Below are 22428 nucleotides of genomic sequence, written 5' to 3' on the forward strand. Positions count from 1 at the left end.
GCCGGGTCAGCCGCCACCCCGGCGCTTGGCCCGGGCGCCGCAGTTGCCGTAGCCGTCGGAGCCGCCGGAGGCGCGGTCGTCGAAGAACACGTGCCAGCCGGTCCTGCCGGTCCGCGTCGTCCCCTCGAAGGCGACGCACTTGTCCTTGGCGTAGGCCTTCACCGGTCCCGCGTAGTACTTGTAGTCACTCTTGTCCTGGTAGGTCCGGTCGGGGGTCTCGACCCAGAGGGTCGCGGTGGTCCAGGTGGGCACTCCCACGTGCCTCGACTTGATGGTGACGACGCAGTTCTCTCCCGTACGCGCGCTGTAGAGCAGGTGGACGTGGGCCCAGACGACGCCCTCGGGGTCGGTCACCGGCCGGGTGCCGTTCGCCACCTTCCCGAAGCCGGGACCGCACACCTGCTCGGGGGTGTGCCCGCCGTGCGCGGCGGCCGGTGAGGCGGTCAGAGCGGTGGCGAGCAGGGCCGCCGAGACGAGTCCTGCCGTGGTTCTGCTCATCATGAGATGTCCTCCCGAGTCGTGGACGGTGATCACGAGAGTGCGGGGCGGGGCGATTGTCCGGAACCGTCCGGCGTGAAGTGCGGACAACGAGTTGTCCGTGGACAAACCGGTTCTCGTCAGATGATCATCGGAGAGGGGGCGGGAAGGGGGCGGTCGCGATGGAACGCAGGGCGGGCAGACCCCAGGGCCGGCCGAGAGGGAGCACGGAACAGGCCAACGCGCTGGCGGAGTTCCTGCTCGGGCTCACCGGCGGGACGACTCTCCGCGAGCTGGCCGGGCGTTACCACGTGAGCAAGACGCTCTGGGGCGAGTACCGTTCCGGTCAGAAGATCATCCCGCTGGAGTTGCTGCGGCGGCTGGTACGCGACCGCACCCCGGACGAGCGCACCCGCCGGACGCGCCTGGAGACCGCCGAGCGCCTGCACGCGGCAGCCCTCGCCACAACCCCTCAGCCCTCCACCGCCCTCACGGAACCGCCCCCCGCCTCTCCCGCGTCCGTCGAGGCGGCCCCGCCCGCCGGCCATCCCACGTCCGCCGAACCGGCCCCGCCCGCCGACTCTCCCGCGTCCGTCGAACCGATCGGTCCCGCGGCGGGTGGGGTGCCGGTGGGACGGCGTAGGCGGCGTCCTCTGCTGGTCATCGGCGTCGCCGGGATCGTGGTGCTCGCCGTGCTCGTCGCCCTGGCCGGGTGGGAGCCGCCGAGCGCGCCCGGCGTCCCGGCCAGCGGCGTCGTGACGGCCCCGCCTGCCTCGGGCGCCGGGGTGTTCTCCGTCGGGCCGGGCGGCCGGGGCGTCTTCCGGTGGGACGGCGGGGAGGAGTGGACGAAGATCGGGGACGCCGCGAAACGCCTCTGGGCCGGTCCCGCGGGCCTGTTCGCGACGGGCATGGACGACCGGCTCTACGTGTACGGCGGGAGTCCCGGCGTCTGGTCACCCATCAGCGAGCCGGGCGCCGACTTCGCCGTAGCCGGTCCACGGTTGCACCGGCTGGCCGCGGACCGCCAGTCCGTCCATGTCTGGGACGGGCAGGGCACCTCCTGGACCTGGATCGGCGCGCCGGCGACACGCCTGTACGGCGGCACGCGAGGCCTGTTCGCCGTCGCCCCCGGCACCGGCTGGATCTGGTTCTACCGGGGCAGACCCGGCCACTGGGACTTCGCCGGCACCGAGGGCGCCTCGTTCGCGGTCACCGGCCAGGGCCTGTACGGCCTCACCCCGGATCACGGCGCGGTGAACCGCTGGACCGAGGGGGAGCCGCCGGCGTCACGGCGGCGATGGGTGCACGCGGCGGGCCCCGCGGGCGAGCTGTACGGAGGCGCCGCGGGCCTGTTCTCCACCGACCCGCCGGGCGCGAGGCTGCGCGTCCTGCCGGAGCCGGGACCGGGGGCCTGGCAGGACATCGGCCCGGCGGGCGCGGAGACGCGGGTGGGCGGCCGGGCGGCGTACGTCCTGACCCGGGATCGTTCGCGGATCCTCCGCTGGACCCGCGACACCGGCGCCTGGCAGCGCATAGGCGGACCCGCTCAGACCCTGGCGGTCTGGGAGGACCCGGACGGTCAGGCCGAACCTCACAGGGCGGGTTAACCGGGGGTTCACCGGTCACCCGTACGTTGACGGGCCATGAGCTGGAAGTACAGGGCCAACGCGACGCTAGAAGGACTGACCGGTTACACGATCACCCGTGCCGGGAGGCGGCGGGCGGCCAAGGCGCCCGAGCCGAGGCCCGCGCCCAGGCCGGCGCCGGAGACGCAGCGGCTGCCCGACGACGTGGTGCGCGAGCCGGTGGACCCGGCGCACGACCGGCTGCTCCGCGAGCCCGTCTTCCTGCTGTCGTCGGTCCGGTCCGGCTCGACCCTGCTGCGGGTGATCCTGAACTCCCACAGCCGGATCCACTCGCCCATCGAGACGCACTTCCGCCGCATGACCGTGGCGTTCGGCACCGACCCCGTACGGCAGGCGATGCGCCTGCTCGGCCACACGCACGCGGACGTCGAGCACCTCGTCTGGGACCGGCTGCTGCACCGGGAGCTGTCGCGCAGCGGCAAGCCGATCCTGGTGGAGAAGACGCCGAGCAACGTGTTCGTGTGGAAGCGCCTCAGGACGTGCTGGCCCGACGCCAGGTTCATCTTCCTGCTGCGGCACCCGATGTCGATCGTGCAGTCCTGGCACGAGGCCGACCCCGTCAAGCGCCCCATGGCGGAGGCCGTGCCGCGGACTCTCGCGTACATGAACTACCTCCAGGAGGCCCGCACCCAACTGGAGGGCCACACCCTGCGCTACGAGGACCTGGTAGCGGAGCCGGAAGGGACGCTGAAGGACCTCTGCGCCTTCCTCGGCGTGTCCTGGGAGCCCGGAATGCTCAACTATGGAGACAAGGATCACGGGACGTTCCAGAAAGGGGTGGGCGACTGGCGCGACAAGATCAAGAGCGGTACGGTCGTCGCTGGCCGCCCGTTGCCCCCAAACGACGAGCTGCCTCCCGAGCTCGAGGAGATCTGCAGGCTCTGGGACTACTGCTGACGAGCGCGGCCATTTCGTTATCCGGCTCCGGCAGAGTTCGCTTGCCGTTCTCCCGTGGTTCGCACCCCGATCTCACACTGCACCAAAGGTGTCCTGCATGATCCCCGCTCCCTCACGTCGCACCCTCCTGGCGGGTGCGCTGGCCGGCCTGTCCGTCCCCGCCGCCGCGTCGCCGGCGCAGGCCGCGCTCGTCTCCCGGCCCAACTTCCTGGTCATCCTCGCCGACGACCTGGGGTGGGGTGAGATCGGCATCAACGGGCAGAAGAAGATCGTCACGCCGAACATCGACCGGCTGGCGGCCGACGGGGTGCGGTTCGAGGCCGCCTACTCGGGGGCGCCGCTGTGCGCGCCGTCGCGCTGCTCGCTGCTCACCGGCCTGCACGCCGGCCACTCCACCGTACGGGAGAACCCGGAGGGCGGCCCCCAGCGCGCGCTGCGGGAGGGCGACCTGACCTTCGCCGAGCTGCTCCAGCTGGCCGGCTACCGCACGGCGTGCATCGGCAAGTGGGGGTTCGGCCCCGAGCTGCCCGGCCAGCCGTCCCATCCGAACGAGCGCGGCTTCGACGAGTTCTTCGGCTACATCAGCCACCGCCACGCCCACCAGTACTTCCCCAGCTACCTGTGGCGCAACGGCGGCAAGGTGCCCATCACCGGGAAGAAGTACGCGCCCGACCTGTTCCTGCGGCAGGCCGTCGACTTCATCAAGAAGCCGTCCGACCGGCCGTTCCTGCTCTTCTTCCCGACGAACCTGCCGCACTCGCCGAGCGAGGTCCCCGGCAACGCCGGCCGCTACAAGGACAAGCCGTGGAGCCGCGCCAACCGGCGCCACGCCGCCCAGGTCACGCTGCTCGACTCATACGTGGGCGAGCTCGTGGGCGCGCTGCGCGAGGCCGGGGTCGCCGACGACACGATCGTGCTGTTCATGAGCGACAACGGCCCGCACCGCGAGAAGGGCGTGACGCCCAGGCTGTTCGACTCCAACGGCCCGTTCCGCGCCGACAAGCGCGATCTGTACGAGGGCGGCATCCGGGTGCCGCTGATCGCCTGGTCGCCGAAGATGCGCTCCCGGGTGGAGACGCGGCCGGTGGCCTACTGGGACCTGATGCCGACGCTGGCCGACCTGGCGGAGGTGCCGGTGCCCGACGGGATCGACGGCCGCTCGTTCCGCGGCATGCTCAGCGGCGGCTCCGGGCCCGACCACGACCACCTGATCTGGAACCGGCCGCGCAAGGCGCAGGCGATCCGCCGCGGCCGCTGGAAGGCGATCAGGTTCGCGCCCGGCGTCGAGGGCGCGGGCCCCGACGGCAGGATCGAGCTGTACGACCTCGACGAAGACCTCGGCGAGCGGAAGGACCTGGCCGCCATCAGGCCGGACGTGGTCTCCGAGCTGATGGACCTGCTCGACCGGTCGATCGGCCCCGACCCGCGCCGCCCGTACGGGCTCAGGGTGACGGCCTCCGGCGACCGCGTCACCGTGACGCTCGTCAACGGCTCGGCCGTCACGTGGCGCAAGGTGCGGCTCGGGCTGACCCTGCCGCGCGGGGGCAAGGTGACGGCCCGCAGGGAGGTGGCCGAGCTGCTGCCGGGCGAGGAGACCAGCGCGACCTTCCGGGTTCCCGGGCGCGGACTGGTCACCGGGTCGGCGGCCTTCCGCTCGGGGAAGAAGCGGCACACGTTCCGCAGGACCTACCGCCACCAGCGCAGCCTTGTGTGAAATATCGCATCATTCGGCAGCCCGTGATGTGAAGCGTGTACAAAGAGGGCTATGCCAGAGCGGGCGGACGATCTCTCCGCGGTGATCTCGGCGGTGCTGACGGGCACCCGCCTGCTCGTCGGCATCGCCGCCCGCTCGCTCGGCGCGGTGGCGGACCGGGTCACGCTGTCGCAGTTCAGGATGCTGGTGGTGCTGGCCACCCAGGGGGAGACCAAGCTCGTCACGATGGCCGACCTGCTGAACGTCAACCCCTCCACGGCCATGCGGATGGCCGACCGGCTGGCCGCCGCCGACCTGATCGTGCGCGAGGTCAACCCGCTCAACCGCAGGGAGAGCCTGATGCGGCTCACCCCGGAAGGCCTGCACGTCGTGGACGAGGTGACCGCCCGCCGCCGCGCCGAGATCGGCACGATCGTGGCGCGCATGTCGCCGGAGCAGTGCCGCGCGCTGGTCGCGGCCATGAACGCCTTCAACACGGCGGCCGGTGAGCCTCCCGGGGAGGGCCCGCACCCGCTGGGCTGGCCCGAGGGCTAGGACGTGATCGGTTTGGGCAGGGCGGCGATCGCCTCCTGGACCGTGCCGTACGACCTGAACCGCTTGGTCAGGCCCGTGACGTCGAGCACCCGCTGGACCCGGGGATGGAGCTCGCAGAGGACCAGGACGCCGCCGGACGCCTCGGCCCCGCTCGCCGCCGCGATCAGGACGCTGAGCCCCGACGAGTCGCAGAACTCGACGCCTTTCATGTCGACGACGACCTTCGCGGGCTCGGTGCTCGCGATGGCCTCGGCCATGCAGCGGCCGCACTCGGCGGCCGTAGCGATGTCGAGCTCACCCGACAGGCTGAGGACGGCGGCGCCGCCGTTGGGGGTGATGATCCAGGAGAAGCCGGGCTGCATGTCTCCGCCCTCCTAAAGTGTGACATTTCACCCTTGAGCTCACCATTGCACAATGCAATGAATCCAGGCAGTACCCAAGAAACAACGCCAACATGCGCCGAGTCCCGTTAATCTCGCCGCTGCGCGTCAACGATGTGACTCAGCGCTACTGGAGCGTACGTCCTGCAAGCCACGATTGCCAGCCCCGCCATCGTACGGGCACATTGAGCGCATGGATCCGGTCAACCTGCGCGAGTACGAGCAAGCGGCCAAGGACAGATTAGACCCCGATCTCTACGACTACTTCGCCGGCGGAGCCCAGGACGAGGTGACGCTGCGTGCCAACGAGGCGGCGTTCCGGCGGCTGATGCTGGTGCCCCGGGTGCTGACCGGCGCCGGCGAGCCCGCGCTGGACGTCACGATCCTGGGACGGACGGCGTCGATGCCGGTGCTGGTGGCGCCCACCGCCTTCCACCGGCTGGCGCACCCGGAAGGGGAACTGGCCACCGGGCGGGCGGTCGCCGCGGCCGGGGGCATCATGATCACCGCGATGCTGTCGACGGTGGCGATGGAGGAGGTGGCGGCCACCGGCGCCGAGCTCTGGTTCCAGTTCTACCTGCAGCCGGACCCCGGCTACACCGAGCACCTGGTGCGGCGGGCGGAGGCGGCGGGATGCCGGGCGCTGGTGATCACCGTCGACTCACCGGCGCTGCGGACAGGGGAGCGGGCCAGGAGCGCGCTGCTGGAACTGCCGGCGGGACTGTCGTGCCCCAACCTGGGCGGCGACGGCGACATCCGGCAGGTGACGCTCTCTCCGGAGATCTCGTGGGAGCACGTGGACCGGCTGCGCCGGACCACCTCGTTGCCGATCGTCCTGAAAGGCATCCTGCACCCGGCCGACGCCGCCCTGGCGGTCGCGCACGGCGCCGACGCGATCATCGTGTCCAACCACGGCGGACGCCAGCTCGACTCCGCCGCCGCCACCATCGACCGCCTCCCTGCGGTCGCCGACGCGGTGGGCGGCCGCGTGCCCGTCCTGCTGGACGGCGGCGTGCGGCGCGGCACCGACGTCGTCAAGGCGCTCGCCCTGGGCGCCCGCGCCGTCGCGATCGGCCGGCCCGTGGTGTGGGGGCTGTCGGTGGCGGGCGCCGACGGCGTCGCTCACGTGCTGGCGCTGCTCCGCGCCGAACTGGCCAACGCGCTCACCCTGTGCGGCCTCGGCTCGGCCGGCCAGGTGCCGCGCGACCTGGTCGTCACCGACGGCCCGGCGGCAGCGCCGTGAAGTCGGCGAAGTCGAACCCCGGCGACACCACGCAACTGACCAGGACCTCCTGATCTTCCGCGGGCCTGGCCGACTGCCACACGCCGCCGGGCACCACGGCCTGCGGCACCTGCCCGCGCTCGACGTCCGGCCCCAGGATCACGCTCTCGTCGCCGATCGTCAGCCGCAGCGGACCGCCCCGGTGCCACAGCCACACCTCGTCGGAGCGCACCATGTGCGGCACCGACTCCTCGTCCGGCTGCAACAGGAAGTAGATCCCGGTCGCGGAGGCCCGGGCGCCCTCGTACCCGTCGGGCCGGAACGTCACCCCGGCCCGCCACGTCTCCCTGAACCACCCGCCCTCCGGATGCGGCAGCAGGTCGAGCGCCCGCGCGACCGGCGGCCGCGGCTCGAACCCCACCGGCGCCCCGCTCACGTCCCGCCGCAGGAACCGCGTCCCGTCGAGCACGAGCTGCCCCTCCAGCCCCCGCGCCAGCGCGTCCTCCTCGCCGGCCACCTCGAACACCGGCCCGTCCGGATAGATCATCAGCTCCATCCGGCAGATTTTACGGGGGCGCGGTCGATCGTCTTCGCACGGTCGCGGAATGTCGGTCGGCGTGGCTAATGTGCGGCGAGTGATCGAACGGTGGAGCCGTGATCAGGTCCTCTCCCTCGCCCCCGACGCGTCCTCACGGAAGGCCGCCCAGGGGGTCGCCGCGCCGGGCAGGTGGCCGGTGCGCGGTCTGACGGGCGAGGTGCTGTTCGGCGAGTGCGAGGGCAGCGGCGCCACGCCCTATCAGGCCTGCGTCGACCTGGGCGAGCCCGCCTACCGGTGCAGCTGCCCGAGCCGCAAGTTCCCCTGCAAGCACGCCCTGGGGCTGCTGCTCCTGTGGTCCTCTGACGGCGTCCCGCATGCGGACGGGCTGCCCGCGTGGGCGGGGGAGTGGCTGGCCCAGCGCGAGGCCCGCGCCGCCCGCTCGGCCGCCCGCCTCGAAGCCGCGCCGTCCCCGCCGCCCCGCAACGGCGAGTCGTTGCGGCACGGGCGGGTCGCGGCCGGGCTGGCGGAGCTGGAGCGCTGGCTGGCCGACCAGATCCGTCAGGGCTTGGCCACGGCCGCGCCGCACGACTGGGAAGGTCTGGCCAAACGGCTCATCGACGCCCAGGCGCCGGGCGCGGCCGGCATGGTGACCAGGCTCGCCCGGGTCAGGGACGAGGACGAGTGGCCGGGCCGGCTGCTGGAGGAGCACGCCCTGCTCCACCTCCTCGCCGTCGCCTACCGCAGGCGCGCCGAGCTGCCCCCGGAGCTGGCCGAGACGGTGCTGATGCGGGTCGGGTTCCCGGTCACCCGGGAGGAGGTGCTGGCCCGTCCGGTGGTGCGCGACCGGTGGGACGTCCTCGGCCGGCGCGACGAGGAGCAGGACCGGCTCACGGCCCGCCGCGTCTGGCTGCGCGGCCGCTCGACCGGCCGCGCCGCGCTCATCCTGTCCTTCGCCCCCTCCGGCCAGCCCCTCGACGCCTCCCTGGTGACGGGCACCGCCATCGACGCCGACCTCGCCTTCTACCCCGGCGCCGCCCCCCTCCGCGCCCTCGTCGCCCACCGCCACCCACCCGCCCTTCGGGAAGCCGTCGCAGAACACGCGCCGCAGCCCTCGGCTCCTTCGGGAACGCTCGCGGGGCATGCGTCGCCGTCCCTTTCGGGAGCCGGCTCTCCTCGTACGGGCGTGCGCGCCGACTCCCCAGAGGCGCCTCTGATGGGCGGATCGGGCGCTGAGACGGGGTCGTCTGCGGGGGATGCGCGCGGGGCTTCTTCGGAAGCGGGCGGGGTCGTGCCGGGGATGAGTGCCGACGACGCGATGGGGGAGGTCGCCGCGGCGCTGGCCGCCGACCCGTGGACCGAGTCGTGGCCGCTGGTGCTGACCGGTGTGGTGCCGGGGGAGGCCACGCTGGCCGGGTTCCCGCTGCTGGCCTCGTGGCGCGGGGTGTGGCGGCTGCTCGCCGTGTCCGGCGGGCGGCCGGTGACGGTGGCCGCCGAGTGGACGCCGCGCGGCCTGCGCCCCCTGACGACCTGGGACGAGGACGGGACGGTGGTGATCCTGTGAAGACCGGCGACCCTTCGGCGGCCCTCCGGGCGACGGCGAACGACTGGGAGGAGCTGGCCTCGACGGCCCTCGTCGGGACCGATCGCCGGCCGTACCCCGGAGACCTGCTCGGCGCCGCCGCCGTCGAGACGGTGCGGCGGCGCGCCGGGCGGCGGCCCGTGGAGCCCGAGGGCGAGGAGGCCGCGCCCGGGGAGGAGCAGGAGCCGGTCGGCAGGCGCGCCGCCGAGCGGCTGGCGCGCATCGTGGGCGGCGAGCACGAGAGGCTGCTGCCCGAATGGCTGGCCGTCGCCGCCGCGACGGGCCGCAGGGTGCCGCCTTACGTGCTGCCCGAGCTGCTCGAACGCGGCCGGTGGGACCGATCCGTGCGCGCCCACCTCGGGGTGATCGCCGGTCGGCGCGGCCGGTGGCTCGCCGCGCGCAACCCCGCGTGGGCCTACCTCCTGGACGAGCCGACCGGAGAGACGTGGGAGCTGGGCAGCGCCGCGGACCGGCGCGCCCACCTGCGGCGGCTCAGGAAGCAGGACCCCGCCGGGGCACGGCGGCTGCTCGAGACCACGTGGGAGCGCGAGACGCCCGACGACCGGGCCGCGTTCACGGAGATGCTGGCCGACGGGCTGTCCATGGACGACGAGCCGTTCCTGGAGTCGGCGCTCGACGACCGGCGGCGCGAGGTGCGCCAGGAGGCCGCCAACCTGCTCACCCGCCTGCCGGGGTCCCGGCTGTCGCGGCGGATGGCCGAACGGGCCCGCGCCTGCCTGACCGTCACGCCCGCCGCGATCCTCGTCGAGCCGCCCGCGGGGTGCGACGGCGTGATGGAGCGCGACGGCATCAGGGCCAAGCCGCCGCGCGGGTTCGGCGAGCGGGCCTGGTGGCTGCAGCAGGTGATCGCCCGCGCGCCGCTGACGATGTGGGGCGAGCCGCCCGAGAGCCTGCTCGCCCGCCGCATCCCCGAGTGGGACGGCGAGGTGAAGGCCGGCTGGGTGCGCGCCGCGGTGCTGCAGCGCGACCCGGCCTGGGCGCGGGCGATGTTCGCCTGGGATCCGATCGCCGACCTGCTGGAGGCGCTCGGCCCTGACGAGCAGCAGGAGCTCGCCGCCGGGTTCACCCTGGGCCACGACCTCGACAGCCAGCTGATCATGGTGCTCGGCGGGGTGTCGCCCTACTGGCGGGAGCCGCTCGCCTCGGCCGTCCTGCACAAGATCGTCAAAGTGGCCGCCAGCCAGCCGTGGAACCTCGACGAGCTGGTCCGGCTGGCCGGCGAACGCCTCGACCCCGGCCTGGCCCCGCTGGCCGAGAGCTACTCGCCCGCGCCGGCCGTCCAGCGGGTGGCCGCCTCGCTGCGCTTCCGCGCCGACATGTTCAAGGAGCTGTCATGACCGTTCTGCGTCCCCACGCGGAAGACCAGTACGCCGACGAGCTGGCCCTGCTCGCCAAGGAGGACGACCGGGCGCGCCCGCCCGGCTGGAAGCTCTCGCCGTGGGCGGTCACCACCTACATCCTCGGCGACGGCGACCGCGTCACCCCCAAGTACGTCGGCGCCCGCCGCATCGTCGAGGTCGCCGTCGCCACCCTGGCGACCGACCGGGCGCTGCTGCTGCTCGGCGTGCCCGGCACCGCCAAGACCTGGCTGTCGGAGCACCTCGCCGCCGCCGTCAGCGGCGACTCGACGCTGCTCGTCCAGGGCACCGCCGGCACCGCCGAGGAGGCCATCCGGTACGGGTGGAACTACGCGCGGCTGCTGGCCGAGGGCCCGTCCCTGGACGCGCTGACGCCGTCCCCGGTGATGCGGGCGATGGCCGAGGGGCGGGTGGCCAGGGTCGAGGAGCTCACCCGCATGCCGTCCGACGTGCAGGACGCGCTGATCACCGTGCTGTCGGAGAAGACGCTGCCCATCCCGGAGCTCAACCGCGAGGTGCAGGCCGAACGCGGCTTCAACGTCATCGCCACCGCCAACGACCGCGACCGCGGCGTCAACGAGCTGTCCAGCGCGCTGCGCCGCCGCTTCAACACGGTCGTGCTGCCGGTGCCCGCCACGGCCGAGGAGGAGGTCGACATCGTCGCCCGCCGCGTCGCCCAGCTCGGCCGCTCGCTGGAGCTGCCCGAGACGGCGACCGCGCTGTCGGAGATCCGCCGCGTCGTGACCGTCTTCCGCGAGCTGCGCGCCGGCCTGACCGAGGACGGCCGCACCAAGGTCAAGTCGCCCAGCGCCACGCTGTCCACCGCCGAGGCGATCTCGGTGCTGACCAGCGGCATCGCCCTGGCCGCCCACTTCGGCGACGGCGTGCTGCGGCCCGCCGACGTGGCCGCCGGCATCGTCGGCGCGGTGGTGCAGGAGCCGGTGTCCGACCGGGTGGTGTGGCGCGAGTACCTGGAGACGGTCGTGCGCGAGCGGTCCGACTGGCGCGACTTCTACCGCGCCTGCCGCGAGGTCTCATGAGCGGCGTCTCCGTCCTGGGCGTCCGCCACCACGGCCCCGGCTCGGCCCGCGCCGTCCGGGCCGAGCTCGAACGCCTGCGCCCCGACGTCATCCTCGTCGAGGGCCCGCCGGAGGCCGACTCCCTCGTCCGCCTCGCCCCTGACCTGGAGCCGCCGGTCGCGCTGCTGGCCCACGTCCCCGGCAGCGCGTCCAGCGCCGCCTTCTGGCCGTTCGCCCGCTTCTCCCCGGAATGGCAGGCGATCCTGTACGGGGTCGGTGCGGGCGTCCCGGTCCGCTTCTGCGACCTTCCCGCCGCCCACACCCTCGCGGAGCCCTCGGAGCCCTCGGAGCCCGCCGAGCCCGCTCCGGAGTCCGCGGAGGAGACGACGCGGCTCGACCCCATCGGGGCGCTGGCCCACGCCGCCGGATACGACGACCCGGAGCGGTGGTGGGAGGACGTGGTCGAGCACCGGGGCGACACGCCGTTCGAGGTCATCGCCGAGGCCGTGGCCGCCGTCCGGGAAGGGTACGTACCGGCCGGGCGGGAGGCCAGGCGCGAGGCGTACATGCGCAAGACCCTGCGTGCGGCGATCAAGGAAGGGCACGGGCGGATCGCCGTGATCTGCGGGGCCTGGCACGTCCCCGCGCTGTCCGGGCCGCTGCCGCCGGTCAAGGACGACAACGCGGTGCTGCGCGGGATGCCCAGGGTGAAGGCGGAGCTGACCTGGGTGCCGTGGACGTATGGGCGGCTGGCCTGGTGGAGCGGCTACGGGGCGGGCATCACCTCGCCCGGCTGGTACGACCACCTGTTCACGGCCCCCGACCGGCCGATCGAGCGGTGGCTGACCGGGGCGGCGGGGGTGCTGCGCGACGAAGGGCTGGCGGTGTCGCCGGCGCACGTGATCGAGGCGTCGCGGCTCGCCCACGGGCTGGCGGCGCTGCGCGGCCGGCCGCTGGCCGGGCTGGGCGAGGTGACCGAGGCGGCCCGGGCGGTGCTGTGCGAGGGCGACGACCTGGCCGTCGAGCTGATCCACCGGCGGCTGGTCGTCGGCGACCGGCTGGGGCTGGTCACCGACGGCACGCCGATGGTGCCGCTCCAGCGTGACCTGCGCGACCAGCAGCGCAAGGTGCGGCTCAAGCCCGAGGCCCTCGACCGTGAGCTCGATCTGGACCTGCGCAAGCCGCTCGACCTGGCGCGCAGCCATCTGCTGCACCGGCTGCGGCTGCTCGGGGTCGGCTGGGGGGAGCCGGGGGAGGCGCGGGGCAAGGGCACGTTCAGGGAGACGTGGCGGCTGCGGTGGGAGCCGGAGTTCGACCTGGCGCTGATCGAGCGGGCGGCTCTCGGCACCACGGTCGCGACCGCCGCGACCCGCCACGCCCGCGACCGCGCCACCGGCACGCCCGCTCCCGGACCGATGCCCGGTGGTCCGCCGGGGCCCGGTGGGACGGCAGGGGGTTCTCCCGGGTCCGGTGGTGGGCCGGGCGGGGCGTCGCAGGGCGAAGGGTCCGGAGGGGCGTCGCAGGGCGGTAGGTCCGGTGGGGTGTCGCTGGCGGAGCTGACCGGGCTGGTGGAGCAGTGCCTGCTGGCCGACCTGCCCGGGGCGCTGCCCGACGTGCTGGCCGCGCTGTCCGCCAAGGCGGCGCTCGACACCGACGTCACCCGGCTGATGGCGGCGCTGCCGGCGATGGTGCGCGCGCACCGGTACGGCGACGTGCGCGGGACCTCGGCCGAAGGGCTGACGGTGATCGTGCGGTCGATGCTCGACCGGATCTGCGTGGGCCTGCCCGTCGCGGTGACCCGGCTGGACGACGAGGCGGCGGCCGGGCTGCTCGGCCACGTCGACGCCGTGCACACGGCCATGGGCCTGCTGGACGAGGGGCCGGGCGGGCAGCCCGGCGGCGGCGCGGCGTCGCCGCGTGAGCGGTGGCTCGCCACGTTGCTCGGGCTGTGCGGGCGTCAGGATCTGCACGGCCTGGTCGAGGGGCGGCTGACCCGGATCCTGCTCGACGCCGGGGAGATCGGCGACGCCGGCGACCGGATGGCCAGGGCCGCGTCGCGCGGCGAGGCGCCCGCCAGGACGGCCGCCTGGGTCGAGGGGTTCCTGTCCGGCGGCGGCCTGCTGCTGGTGCACGATCCGCGCCTGTTCGGGCTGGTCGACGAGTGGCTCACGGGGCTCGGCGCGGAGCAGTTCGTCGAGGTGCTGCCCCTGCTGCGGCGTACCTTCGGCAGCTTCGCCGTACCCGAGAGGAGAGCGGTGGGGGAGCGCGTGCGGCAGGGCGGGCGCGCGGCGGAGGCCGCGGAGCCGGAGCTGGACGAGCGGCGCGCGGGAGCGGCCGCGCGCACCGTGCTGGAGATCTTGGGGAGTGCGCATGGCTGACCAGGACGAGCGGCTGCGCCGGTGGCGGCTGGTGCTCGGCGGCGGCGACGCCGACGGCACCGGCCACGGCCTGCGGGGCGCCGACGCGGGGATGGACGCGGCGCTGGCCGCCCTCTACGGGCAGGGCGGCGGGGGCGGCAAGGCGGGCGGGCGCGAAGGCGGGCTGGGCGCGTCGGCGCCACGGGTGGCCCGCTGGCTGGGCGACATCAGGACCTACTTCCCCGCCACGGTCGTCCAGGTGATGCAGAAGGACGCGATCGAGCGGCTCGACCTCACCCGCCTGCTCCTGGAGCCGGAGATGCTGGACGCCGTCGAGCCCGACGTCCACCTGGTGGGCACGCTGCTGTCGCTCAACAGGGTGATGCCCGACCAGGCCCGCGAGTCCGCCAGGGCGGTGGTCCGCGCGGTGGTGGCCGAGCTGGAGAGACGGCTCGCCCAGAAGACCAGGGCGGCCGTCACCGGCGCGCTCGACCGCAGCGCCAGGAACCACCGCCCCAGGCGCGCGGCCGACATCGACTGGGACCGCACGATCCGCGCCAATCTGAAGAACTACCTGCCGGAGCGCGAGACCGTCGTCCCGTCGCGGCTCGTCGGCTACGCGCGCAGACAGCGGGCGGTCCAGCGCGAGGTGGTGCTGGCCATCGACCAGAGCGGGTCGATGGCGGCCTCGGTGGTCTACTCCAGCGTGTTCGGCGCCGTCCTGGCCTCGATGCGCTCGCTCAAGACGTCGCTGGTGGTCTTCGACACGTCCGTGGCCGACCTGACCGACCAGCTGCACGACCCGGTGGAGCTGCTGTTCGGCACCCAGCTCGGCGGCGGCACCGACATCAACAGGGCCATCGCCTACTGCCAGGGCCTCATCACCCGGCCGGCCGACTCGATCTTCGTGCTGATCAGCGACCTGTACGAGGGCGGCATCCGGCGGGAGATGCTGCGCCGGGTGGCCGCGATGACCCAGGCCGGCGTCCAGGTGATCGTGCTGCTGGCCCTGTCCGACGAGGGCGCGCCGTTCTACGACCACGAGAACGCGGCGGCGCTGGCGGCGATGGGCGTGCCCGCGTTCGCCTGCACCCCCGACGCCTTCCCCGATCTGATGGCCGCGGCGATCGAGCGCCGCGACATCGGCCGGTGGGCCGAACGCAACCTCGGCGGCCCCGGCCAGGCAGGTCCCTAGGGCGGACGGCCTACGCCCTGCGCCCGATGTGCCGGCCCGCCGGTTCGCGTAGCTTGACGGATCATGACGATGACTGCGGAGCGCGCCCCCGGCGTGCTCTCCTCCCGATACCGCGGGCTCAGCGTGGGGCTGGTCGCGCTGATCATGCTGGTGGCCTTCGAGGCGATGGCGGTGACCACCGCGATGCCGGTCGTGGCCCGCGAGCTCGGCGGCCTGCACCTGTACAACCTGGCCTTCAGCGCCACGCTGGCGGCGAGCGTGATCGCCACCGTGCTCGGCGGGCGGTGGAGCGACAGGAGCGGGCCGATGCCGCCCATCGCCGCGGGGGTGGCCGCCTTCGTCGCGGGCCTGCTGCTCGCGGGCGCGGCGCCGACCATGGAGGTCCTCGTCGCGGGCCGGTTCGTGCAGGGGCTCGGGGCCGGGCTGATCCAGGTGGCGCTGTACGTGTTCGTGGCCCGGGTGTACCCGCCGGAGCTGCACCCGAAGGTCTTCGCCCTGTTCTCGGCCGCGTGGGTGGTGCCCTCGATGGTGGGGCCGACGATCGCCGGGCTGGTGGCCGAGCACGCCGGCTGGCGGTGGATCTTCTACGGCGTGTCCCTGATCGTGGTGCCCGCGGCACTGCTGCTCTGGCGGGGCGGCGGCGACCGGGCCACGGGCGGGGCCGGCGCGGCGGACGCCCCGGCGATCGGCGGCAAGCTCGCCTGGGCCGCGCTCACCGCCGTCGCCGCCGCGCTCATCCAGTACGGCAGCGCGCTCGGGCTGGGCGGCGTGCCGCTGCTGGCCGCGGGCGGCGCGCTGCTGGCCGTCGCGCTGCCCCGGCTGCTGCCCGCCGGTTCGCTCCGGGCCGCCCGCGGCCTGCCGAGCGGGCCCGTGCTGCGCGGTCTCGCCTACGGCTCGCTCATGGCCGCCCAGGTCCTGATCCCGCTCATGCTCACCCAGGAGCGCGGTTTGTCGCTGGCCGCCGCGGGGGTGGTGCTGACGGTCGGCGCGCTCGGCTGGTCCGCCGGTTCCTGGATCAAGGGCCGCGGCACGATCGGCAACATGACCGCCCTGCGCGGCGGCGCCCTCATGATCGCGGCCGGCATCTCGCTGGTCTCGCTCGTCCTCGTCGACGCGGTCCCGATCGGGCTCGCGCACGTCGCGATGGCGATCTCCGGGCTGGGCATCGGCATGCTCCACCCCACGGTGTCGGTGCTGGTCCTGGAGATGTCGGCGAAGGGCGAGGAGGGCGGCAACGCGGCGGCGCTCGGGGTCGGCGAGTCGGTGTTCACCGTGGTCGCCGTCGCCGTTAGCGGCGCCCTGTTCACCGCCACCGGGCAGGGCTACCTCGTGGGACTCGCCTTCACCGTCGTGCTCGCCCTCGGCGCCGCGTGGGTGGCCCCCCGTTTCGTCCACCCCGCCGGGGCAGGCACACTGGAGGAGGCCGCGTCATAAGAGGGGGGCTCATGCCGCGAGTGCGGGAGCTGGAGGTGCTTCGTGTCGTGCTGCCCTACGGCAGGCGCACGGAGTGCCTGCTGGTGAAGCTGACCGACTACGGCGGCATGACCGGCTGGGGCGAGGCCGTCAGCCCCGCGCCCAAGTCCTGGTCCAGGCTGGAGGAGACGCTCGGGGCGGTGCTCATCGGCGTCGACTGGGAACACCCCGACAGCGTGCCCAGCGGTGACCCGGCCGTCGACATGGCCTGCTGGGACCTGTGGACCCGGATGCGCGGCGTGCCGCTCGCCGACGCGATCGGCGGCACCCGCACCTCGCTGATGGCGACCGTGCGGCTCACCCCCGACCTGTCGATAGAGAGCCTGGTGACGCGGGTCAACCAGCAGGTGTGCGCCGGCTACGGCCACGTGACGCTCGACGTGCGGCCCGGCTGGGACGTCGAGCCGGTCCGGGCCGTGCGCGCCGCCTACCCCGCGCTCACGCTCGCCGTCGACTGCGGCAACGCCTACACCGACGGCGGCCAGCTCGTCGCGCTCGACTCCTACGGGCTGGAGGTGATCGAGCGCCCCTTCCCGGCCGGCGACGTGTACGCGCACGCCGACCTGCAGGACCAGGTGAGCGCCTCGGTCGCGGTCGAGGTCCACCGCACCGCCGACCTCGACGACTACCTGACGCTGCGCGCGGCCAGGGTGCTGCTGCTGCGGCCGTCCGCCTTCCCGTCGATCAGCGAGACCCGCCGCGCCCATGACCGCGCGGTCGCGGCCGGGTGGGACATCCAGTGCGCGGGCGGTCAGGGCGCCGGGCTGGCCAGGGCGGCCACCGTCGCCGTCGGCAGCCTGCCGGGCTGCACGCTGCCGTGCGACGTGACGCAGCCGCCGCGCAACAACCAGATCGTCACCCCGGTCGTGGGCGCGAACGCGGGCGTCATCGCCGTCCCGTTCACCCAGCCCGGCCTCGGCCACACCGTCGACGAGACCCGGCTGCGCCGCCTGGCGAAGGACTACTTCACCTTCACCGGCTGAGCCGGATTCGGTCGAGCGGGCGCTAGGCCTTGCCGCAGCCCGCCGAGAGGTCCGTGGCGGAGCTCTCGTCAGGGTCCGCGGTCTTCTTCGGCGTCTTCGAGGGCGACGGCGTGGCGGTGGCCGCGAGGGTGGCCGCAGAGGTGGCCTCGGGGGTGGCGTCCGGGGTGGCCTCGGGGGTGGCCTCGGAACTGGCCTCGGGGGTGGCCGAGGCCGCGACCGGCGCGGCGCCGGTGGATTCGCGGAGCGCCTTGCGGACGAGCTTGCGGATCTCCCGCCAGTCGGGGTCGTACGTCTTGATCAGCGGCGGCACGAACTGGACGCTGGTCGCCTTCGCGTCCTGTGCCTTCAGCGCGAGCGGCACCAGATGGGTCAGCATGTCGCGGGGGATGTCGGTCTCGACCAGATCCTCGGTCGCCCCGGCGATCGCGGTGAACCTGGAGAGCACCGTCGCCGGGTCCGCCTGGTGGAGCAGCGCGCTGATCACGCATCGCTGGCGGCCCATCCGGGTGTAGTCGTCGCTGTTGGTGCGGGAGCGGGCGTACCACATGGCGTCCGCGCCCTTCAGCCTGCGCGTGCCGGCCTTCACCAGGCCCTCGTTGTACTTGCCGAAGACCACGTCCTGCTCGACGGTGATGGTGACGCCGCCGATCGCGTCGATCAGCCGGGCGAACCCCCACATGTTGACCAGCGCGTACCAGTCGACCTCCAGCCCCAGCGTGTGGCCGATGGTCTCCATCAGGACCCCGGGGCCCTGGTCACGCTTGCCGCCGAAGATCTCCGGGTGCGCGTCGGAGTACTCCCAGACGCTGTTGAGCAGGTCGCTGCGGCCGCCGGCGGCGTCGGCCGGCAGGCGGAAGCCGTCGGGGAAGCGCTCGGCCATCGGCGTGCCCGGCTTGAACCGCACGTTCTCCAGGTTGCGCGGCAGGCTGAACAGGACCGTGTTGCCCGTCTTCACGTCCACGCTGGCCAGGTGCATGCTGTCGGTGCGGACGCCCGGCCGGTGGTCGTCGGCGTCGCCGCCCAGCAGCAGGATGTTCACCCGCTCCCGGCCGGCCCACGGGTCCTCGGCCGGCACCGGCCGGTCGCCGTCGGCCTGGGGGTCCGTCCCGGGGTTCTTGAAGATGTGGTTGATCGTCTCCCGGCCCGTCCACGCGTACTGCGTGACCAGCGCGAACGGCGTGAGCACCGCGACGGCGAGCAGCCCGGCGAGCGCCCCGGTGACGATCTGCTCGGCCTGGCGCAGCAGGCCGGGCCGCAGCACCGTGAACGAGTGCACGATCAGGGTGAACCACGCGATGCCCAGCAGGCCCGCGGCGAAGGTGCCCAGCACCAGCGAGGTGTCGTCGACGAGCACCCCGGCCAGGGAGCCCAGGTCGGTGGTCAGCCAGAGGGCGAGGAGCCCGAGCAGGGCGGCGGCGTACACGCTGAGCAGCGTCAGGCCCGTCCTGCGCCACCCCGCCTTCAGGTGGGCGGCGCCGGGCGCCAGCGCAGCGAGCACCAGCCAGCCGACGAGCCGTAGCGCACCCACCCGAATCCTCCCCTGGAACACCAGATCACCGCTTCCCCGAAGTTCATCACATAGGCCCGAATCGAGGCGGCAGCCTACGGACAAAATACGAAATCTATGTTTATGAATGGATGAACATCTGTCACCGAATAAGATTCGGTCCATGGCGTTCACCGAGATCCAGTACGGCGTGGCCGACCAGGTCGCGACCATCACCCTGTATCGCCCCGACCGGCTCAACGCGTTCACGCTGACCATGCGCGCCGAGCTGATCGAGGCCTTCGACCTGGCCGACGCCGACGACGAGGTGCGCGCGGTGGTCGTCACCGGCGCGGGCCGGGCCTTCTGCGCGGGCGCCGACCTGAGCGGCGGCGGCGGCACGTTCGGCCGGTCCGGACGCGAAGCCGAGCTGGTGAACGGCTATCCGCGTGACGGCGGCGGCACCGTCGCGCTGCGCGTCGCCCGATCGCTCAAGCCCGTCATCGCCGCGATCAACGGCGCCGCCGTCGGCGTCGGCCTCACGATGACGCTGCCGATGGACATCCGGCTGGCCGCCGACACCGCCAAGCTCGGGTTCGTCTTCGCCCGCCGCGGCATCGTGCCCGAGGCCGCCTCCAGCTGGTTCCTGCCCAGGATCGTCGGCATCGCGCAGGCCATGGAGTGGGCCGCCACCGGCCGGGTCTTCGGCGCCGCCGAAGCGCTGGAAGGCCGGCTGGTGTCACGCGTCTACCCGGGAGAGGAACTGCTGCCCGCCGCGTACGCGCTCGCCCGCGAGATCGCCGAGAACACCTCCGCGGTGTCGGTGGCCGCCGTGCGCAGGCTGATGTGGTCGGGGCTGTCGGCGTCCTCGCCGTGGGAGGCGCACGCGGCCGACTCCCGGCTCATGACCGAGCTGGGCCCCGCCGCCGACGCGGCCGAGGGCGTCACCGCGTTCCTGGAGAAGCGGCCGCCCGCCTTTCCGATGTCCGTCGGCGAGGACCTCCCCCCGGGAGTGCCGTCGTGGCCCGATGATCCGTATGGTGGCTGACATGTACGAGACGACCGTGCTCGCCATGCCGCCCGACTACGAGGGCGAGGTCGTGGCGACCCTGATCTCCAAGCGGACCGGATCGCGCCGGGCGGTGCTCTACATCCACGGCTTCACCGACTACTTCTTCCAGGACCACCTGGCCGACCACTACGTCGGGCACGGCATCGACTTCTACGCGCTCGACCTGCGCAAGTACGGCCGCTCGCTGCTGCCGCACCAGACCCGGGGCCTGGTGCGCAGCGTCACCGAGTACTTCCCGGAGATCGACGAGGCCGTCCGCCTGATCCGGCGCGACCACGACGAGCTGACCATCAACGCCCACTCCACCGGCGGGCTCATCGCCCCGCTCTGGGCCGACCGGGTCCGCGGCCGCGGCCTGGTGCAGGGGCTCGTGCTCAACAGCCCCTTCTTCGACCTCAACGTCTCCCGCCCGCTCCGCCTGGCCGCCGACCTGCTCAAGACCCCGCTCTCGTACGTGCTCAGGCCGCTCCCGCTCGGCTCCAGCCACGCCTACGGCCACAGCCTCCACCGCGACCACGGCGGCGAGTGGCACTACGACCTGGAGCTGAAGCCGCTCGGCGGGTTCCCGGTGCACGCCACCTGGCTGGCCGCCATCCGGCGCGCCCAGCGCCGCCTGCAGTGCGGGCTGAAGGTGGACGTGCCCGTGCTCGTCCTCGCCGCCGGCAAGGGCCTGCGGGTACGGGACTTCGTACCGGAAGCACGCTCGGCCGACATCGTGCTCGACCCCGAACACATGGCCCGCTGGGCGACCTCGCTCGGCCCGCACGTCACGTGCGTGCGCGTCGACGGCGGCGTGCACGACCTGGTGCTGTCGGCCGAGCCGGTGCGCAAGCAGGTGTTCGCCGAGCTCGACCGCTGGATGGCCACCTATGTCGGGTCGCGTCCAGCGGCCGGGCTGACGTAGTCCGCGCGGTCCCCTACCAGGGGAACGAGAACAGTCCGTAGTAGGCCGCCGCGACCAGCAGCAGGCCGGTGCCGCCCAGCACGCCCGCGATCGCCACGTGCTGCCAGCGGCTCGGCCGCATGCCCTCGCGCAGGCCCGACACCACCGCGGCCACCGCGGTGACCTCCTGGATGAGCATCAGCACCGCCAGCACCCGCACCACGAGCCAGCCCGCCAGCACCGCCGGCCAGGCCCCCGCCTGGTTGATGCTGAACAGCACCAGCAGCATGATGAACGCCACCACCGACAGCAGCAGGCCGAGACCGGTCCACACCATCTTGGCCAGCCTGCGCCTGATCGGCGGCCACAGCCTGGCGTTCAGCTCCGGGATGTGATGCCGGCCGCGCAGCCGTACCACCATCGCCGCGACCGGGCCCGCCACGTAGCCGACGGCGGCCAGGCAGATCGTCAGGCCCAGCATCGTGCCGCCCGCGTACCACGGCGCGGCCGGCACGTCGGCCGCCTGGAACCGCTGCACCGGCGTCGCCCCCGCGACGTGCGCCGTGGGCTTGGCGGTGGCCGGCAGGCCGAGGATCCAGTTGGCGAGCGTGTCGAGGTAACCGGCGGTGAAGTCGCCGCCGCGCACCCGCATCGCGTGGTCGCCCTCGGCCATGAAGCGGATCGTGTAGCGGTCGTTCCCGGCCGCCTTCATGCCGCGCAGCAGGGCGTCCGTCGACTCCACGAACGGGATCGACGGGTCGGTGGTGCCGTAGAAGGCCAGCACCGGCTGCTCGATCCGGTCCAGCGCGGGCTGCGCGTCATAGCGCAGGAAGTCGAAGCCGACCGCGCCCATCGCCCTGGTCAGCAGGTCGCGCACGCCCACGGGGGCGCGCAGCCGCAGCAGCTGCTCGTTCAGCGCCCAGGCGACCTGCCGCAGCGGCGAGACGTTCGGCGACGAGACCAGCACCACGAACCCGACGCTCGCGCTCTTGGCCGCGGCGATCGGCACCACCCAGCCGCCCTCGCTCACGCCCCAGACGCCGACGCGGACCGGGTCGACGTCGGAGCGGGTGCGCAGATACTCGACCATGCGCAGCGCGTCGTCCGCGAGCAGCGAGAAGTCGCGGTCGCGGAAGTTGTAGCCGACCGTCCGCTTGTCGAACGCCAGCGTCACCACGCCCGACCGGGACAGGAACTCCGCCTGCGGCGTGAACTCCGTCCGCGACCCGTTGCCGGAGCCCGACACGAACACCATCGCCGGGTAGCGGCCCGGCTTCACCGGAAATCGGACCGTTCCGTGGAGCGTCTGCCCTTCGGCCCGGACCGAGATCTCCTCCTCCCGGAAGTCGGAGACCCTCGTCACCGGGCGCAGCTCCGCGGGGGGCTGGGGAGGCAGCGATTGTAATGCGACATCGGCCTTGAGCGGCGGCGGGTCGAACGCGGGCGGCAGGATGTACCCGACGGACGCCAGAGCCACCAGCAACAGACCGGCGGCAACGCTCAGAATGCCACGGCCAGTCCGCATCGGCCTCCCCATGTGCGTTGGTTTGCCCGTCGATCTTTCAGCTTACTCCCAGCTCATGTGGCGCAGGGG

The 22428-nt window shown here is 73.5% G+C and carries 19 protein-coding genes; 14 read left to right on the plus strand and 5 right to left on the minus strand.

From position 1 onward, the window contains the following. Positions 1 to 6: 6 nt before the first annotated feature. A complete protein-coding gene (locus tag FR742_RS08995) occupies positions 7 to 501 on the minus strand; it encodes a hypothetical protein (protein ID WP_148030526.1) in 495 nt (164 codons plus the stop codon). Positions 502 to 659: 158 nt separating this feature from the next. On the opposite strand from FR742_RS08995, the gene FR742_RS09000 reads away from it, so the two are divergent. From FR742_RS09000 to FR742_RS09015, 4 genes are all read left to right on the plus strand, one after another. Beyond that, positions 660 to 2084 (plus strand): hypothetical protein, encoded by a 1425-nt coding sequence (locus tag FR742_RS09000; protein ID WP_148030527.1) that lies wholly within the window; start codon positions 660 to 662, stop codon positions 2082 to 2084. A 36-nt stretch (positions 2085 to 2120) separates the two neighbouring features. Further along, positions 2121 to 3020 carry a sulfotransferase gene (locus tag FR742_RS09005; RefSeq protein ID WP_148030528.1) on the plus strand — a complete coding sequence of 300 codons (900 nt, stop codon included), beginning with the start codon at positions 2121 to 2123 and terminating at the stop codon, positions 3018 to 3020. 97 nt (positions 3021 to 3117) lie between these two features. Then, the gene (locus FR742_RS09010; RefSeq protein WP_148030529.1) at positions 3118 to 4734 is read left to right on the plus strand and encodes a sulfatase-like hydrolase/transferase; all 1617 of its coding nucleotides are present in this window, start codon (positions 3118 to 3120) and stop codon (positions 4732 to 4734) included. Between the two features lie 51 nt (positions 4735 to 4785). Then, positions 4786 to 5268: a MarR family winged helix-turn-helix transcriptional regulator gene (locus FR742_RS09015; protein ID WP_148030530.1), complete on the plus strand. Its 483-nt coding sequence runs from the start codon at positions 4786 to 4788 to the stop codon at positions 5266 to 5268. Here FR742_RS09015 and FR742_RS09020 read toward each other — a convergent pair. Next, a complete protein-coding gene (locus FR742_RS09020; RefSeq protein ID WP_148030531.1) occupies positions 5265 to 5630 on the minus strand; it encodes an anti-sigma factor antagonist in 366 nt (121 codons plus the stop codon). The genes FR742_RS09015 and FR742_RS09020 overlap by 4 nt on opposite strands. Positions 5631 to 5841: 211 nt before the next feature. Between FR742_RS09020 and FR742_RS09025 the strand changes: the two genes are divergently transcribed. Next, positions 5842 to 6891, plus strand: coding sequence for an alpha-hydroxy acid oxidase (locus tag FR742_RS09025; protein WP_148030532.1), 1050 nt, complete (start codon positions 5842 to 5844; stop codon positions 6889 to 6891). Here the strand turns inward: FR742_RS09025 and FR742_RS09030 are convergent. Then, positions 6863 to 7426 (minus strand): cupin domain-containing protein, encoded by a 564-nt coding sequence (locus FR742_RS09030; protein WP_187281059.1) that lies wholly within the window; start codon positions 7424 to 7426, stop codon positions 6863 to 6865. The genes FR742_RS09025 and FR742_RS09030 overlap by 29 nt on opposite strands. Positions 7427 to 7505: 79 nt before the next feature. Here FR742_RS09030 and FR742_RS09035 point away from each other — a divergent pair, with 79 nt between their 5' ends. The 7 genes from FR742_RS09035 (at position 7506) to FR742_RS09065 (ending at position 17393) form a co-directional block, all read left to right on the plus strand. Next, complete coding sequence (locus FR742_RS09035) at positions 7506 to 8969, plus strand: SWIM zinc finger family protein (protein WP_261808428.1); 1464 nt, start codon at positions 7506 to 7508, stop codon at positions 8967 to 8969. Next, the gene (locus FR742_RS09040) at positions 8966 to 10345 is read left to right on the plus strand and encodes a DUF5691 domain-containing protein (protein ID WP_261808429.1); all 1380 of its coding nucleotides are present in this window, start codon (positions 8966 to 8968) and stop codon (positions 10343 to 10345) included. The genes FR742_RS09035 and FR742_RS09040 overlap by 4 nt, the downstream gene beginning before the upstream one ends. Further along, on the plus strand, positions 10342 to 11406 hold the full coding sequence (locus FR742_RS09045; protein WP_148030534.1) for an AAA family ATPase: 1065 nt from the start codon (positions 10342 to 10344) through the stop codon (positions 11404 to 11406). Before FR742_RS09040 ends, FR742_RS09045 begins: the two co-directional genes overlap by 4 nt. Then, the gene (locus FR742_RS09050; RefSeq protein ID WP_148030535.1) at positions 11403 to 13763 is read left to right on the plus strand and encodes a DUF5682 family protein; all 2361 of its coding nucleotides are present in this window, start codon (positions 11403 to 11405) and stop codon (positions 13761 to 13763) included. The genes FR742_RS09045 and FR742_RS09050 overlap by 4 nt, the downstream gene beginning before the upstream one ends. Further along, positions 13756 to 14937: a VWA domain-containing protein gene (locus FR742_RS09055; RefSeq protein ID WP_148030536.1), complete on the plus strand. Its 1182-nt coding sequence runs from the start codon at positions 13756 to 13758 to the stop codon at positions 14935 to 14937. Before FR742_RS09050 ends, FR742_RS09055 begins: the two co-directional genes overlap by 8 nt. Before the next feature lie 63 nt (positions 14938 to 15000). Continuing rightward, positions 15001 to 16371 (plus strand): MFS transporter, encoded by a 1371-nt coding sequence (locus tag FR742_RS09060; RefSeq protein ID WP_261808430.1) that lies wholly within the window; start codon positions 15001 to 15003, stop codon positions 16369 to 16371. A gap of 11 nt (positions 16372 to 16382) precedes the next feature. Then, positions 16383 to 17393, plus strand: a complete 1011-nt coding sequence (locus FR742_RS09065; RefSeq protein ID WP_187281060.1) for an enolase C-terminal domain-like protein — start codon at positions 16383 to 16385, stop codon at positions 17391 to 17393. 22 nt (positions 17394 to 17415) lie between these two features. Here FR742_RS09065 and FR742_RS09070 read toward each other — a convergent pair whose 3' ends face one another. Then, positions 17416 to 18921 (minus strand): LCP family protein, encoded by a 1506-nt coding sequence (locus FR742_RS09070; RefSeq protein ID WP_261808431.1) that lies wholly within the window; start codon positions 18919 to 18921, stop codon positions 17416 to 17418. Positions 18922 to 19063: 142 nt separating this feature from the next. Between FR742_RS09070 and FR742_RS09075 the strand changes: the two genes are divergently transcribed. Then, a complete protein-coding gene (locus FR742_RS09075; protein WP_148030537.1) occupies positions 19064 to 19927 on the plus strand; it encodes an enoyl-CoA hydratase-related protein in 864 nt (287 codons plus the stop codon). Position 19928: 1 nt separating this feature from the next. After that, entirely contained in the window at positions 19929 to 20855 is a 927-nt protein-coding gene (locus FR742_RS09080) for an alpha/beta hydrolase (protein WP_148030538.1), read from the plus strand. 13 nt (positions 20856 to 20868) lie between these two features. Here FR742_RS09080 and FR742_RS09085 read toward each other — a convergent pair whose 3' ends face one another. Beyond that, positions 20869 to 22359: a S9 family peptidase gene (locus FR742_RS09085; RefSeq protein ID WP_148030539.1), complete on the minus strand. Its 1491-nt coding sequence runs from the start codon at positions 22357 to 22359 to the stop codon at positions 20869 to 20871. Between the last annotated feature and the right edge of the window lie 69 nt (positions 22360 to 22428).

It is taken from the genome of Nonomuraea sp. C10 (genome assembly GCF_008017515.1).
Taxonomy (GTDB): domain Bacteria; phylum Actinomycetota; class Actinomycetes; order Streptosporangiales; family Streptosporangiaceae; genus Nonomuraea; species Nonomuraea ferruginea.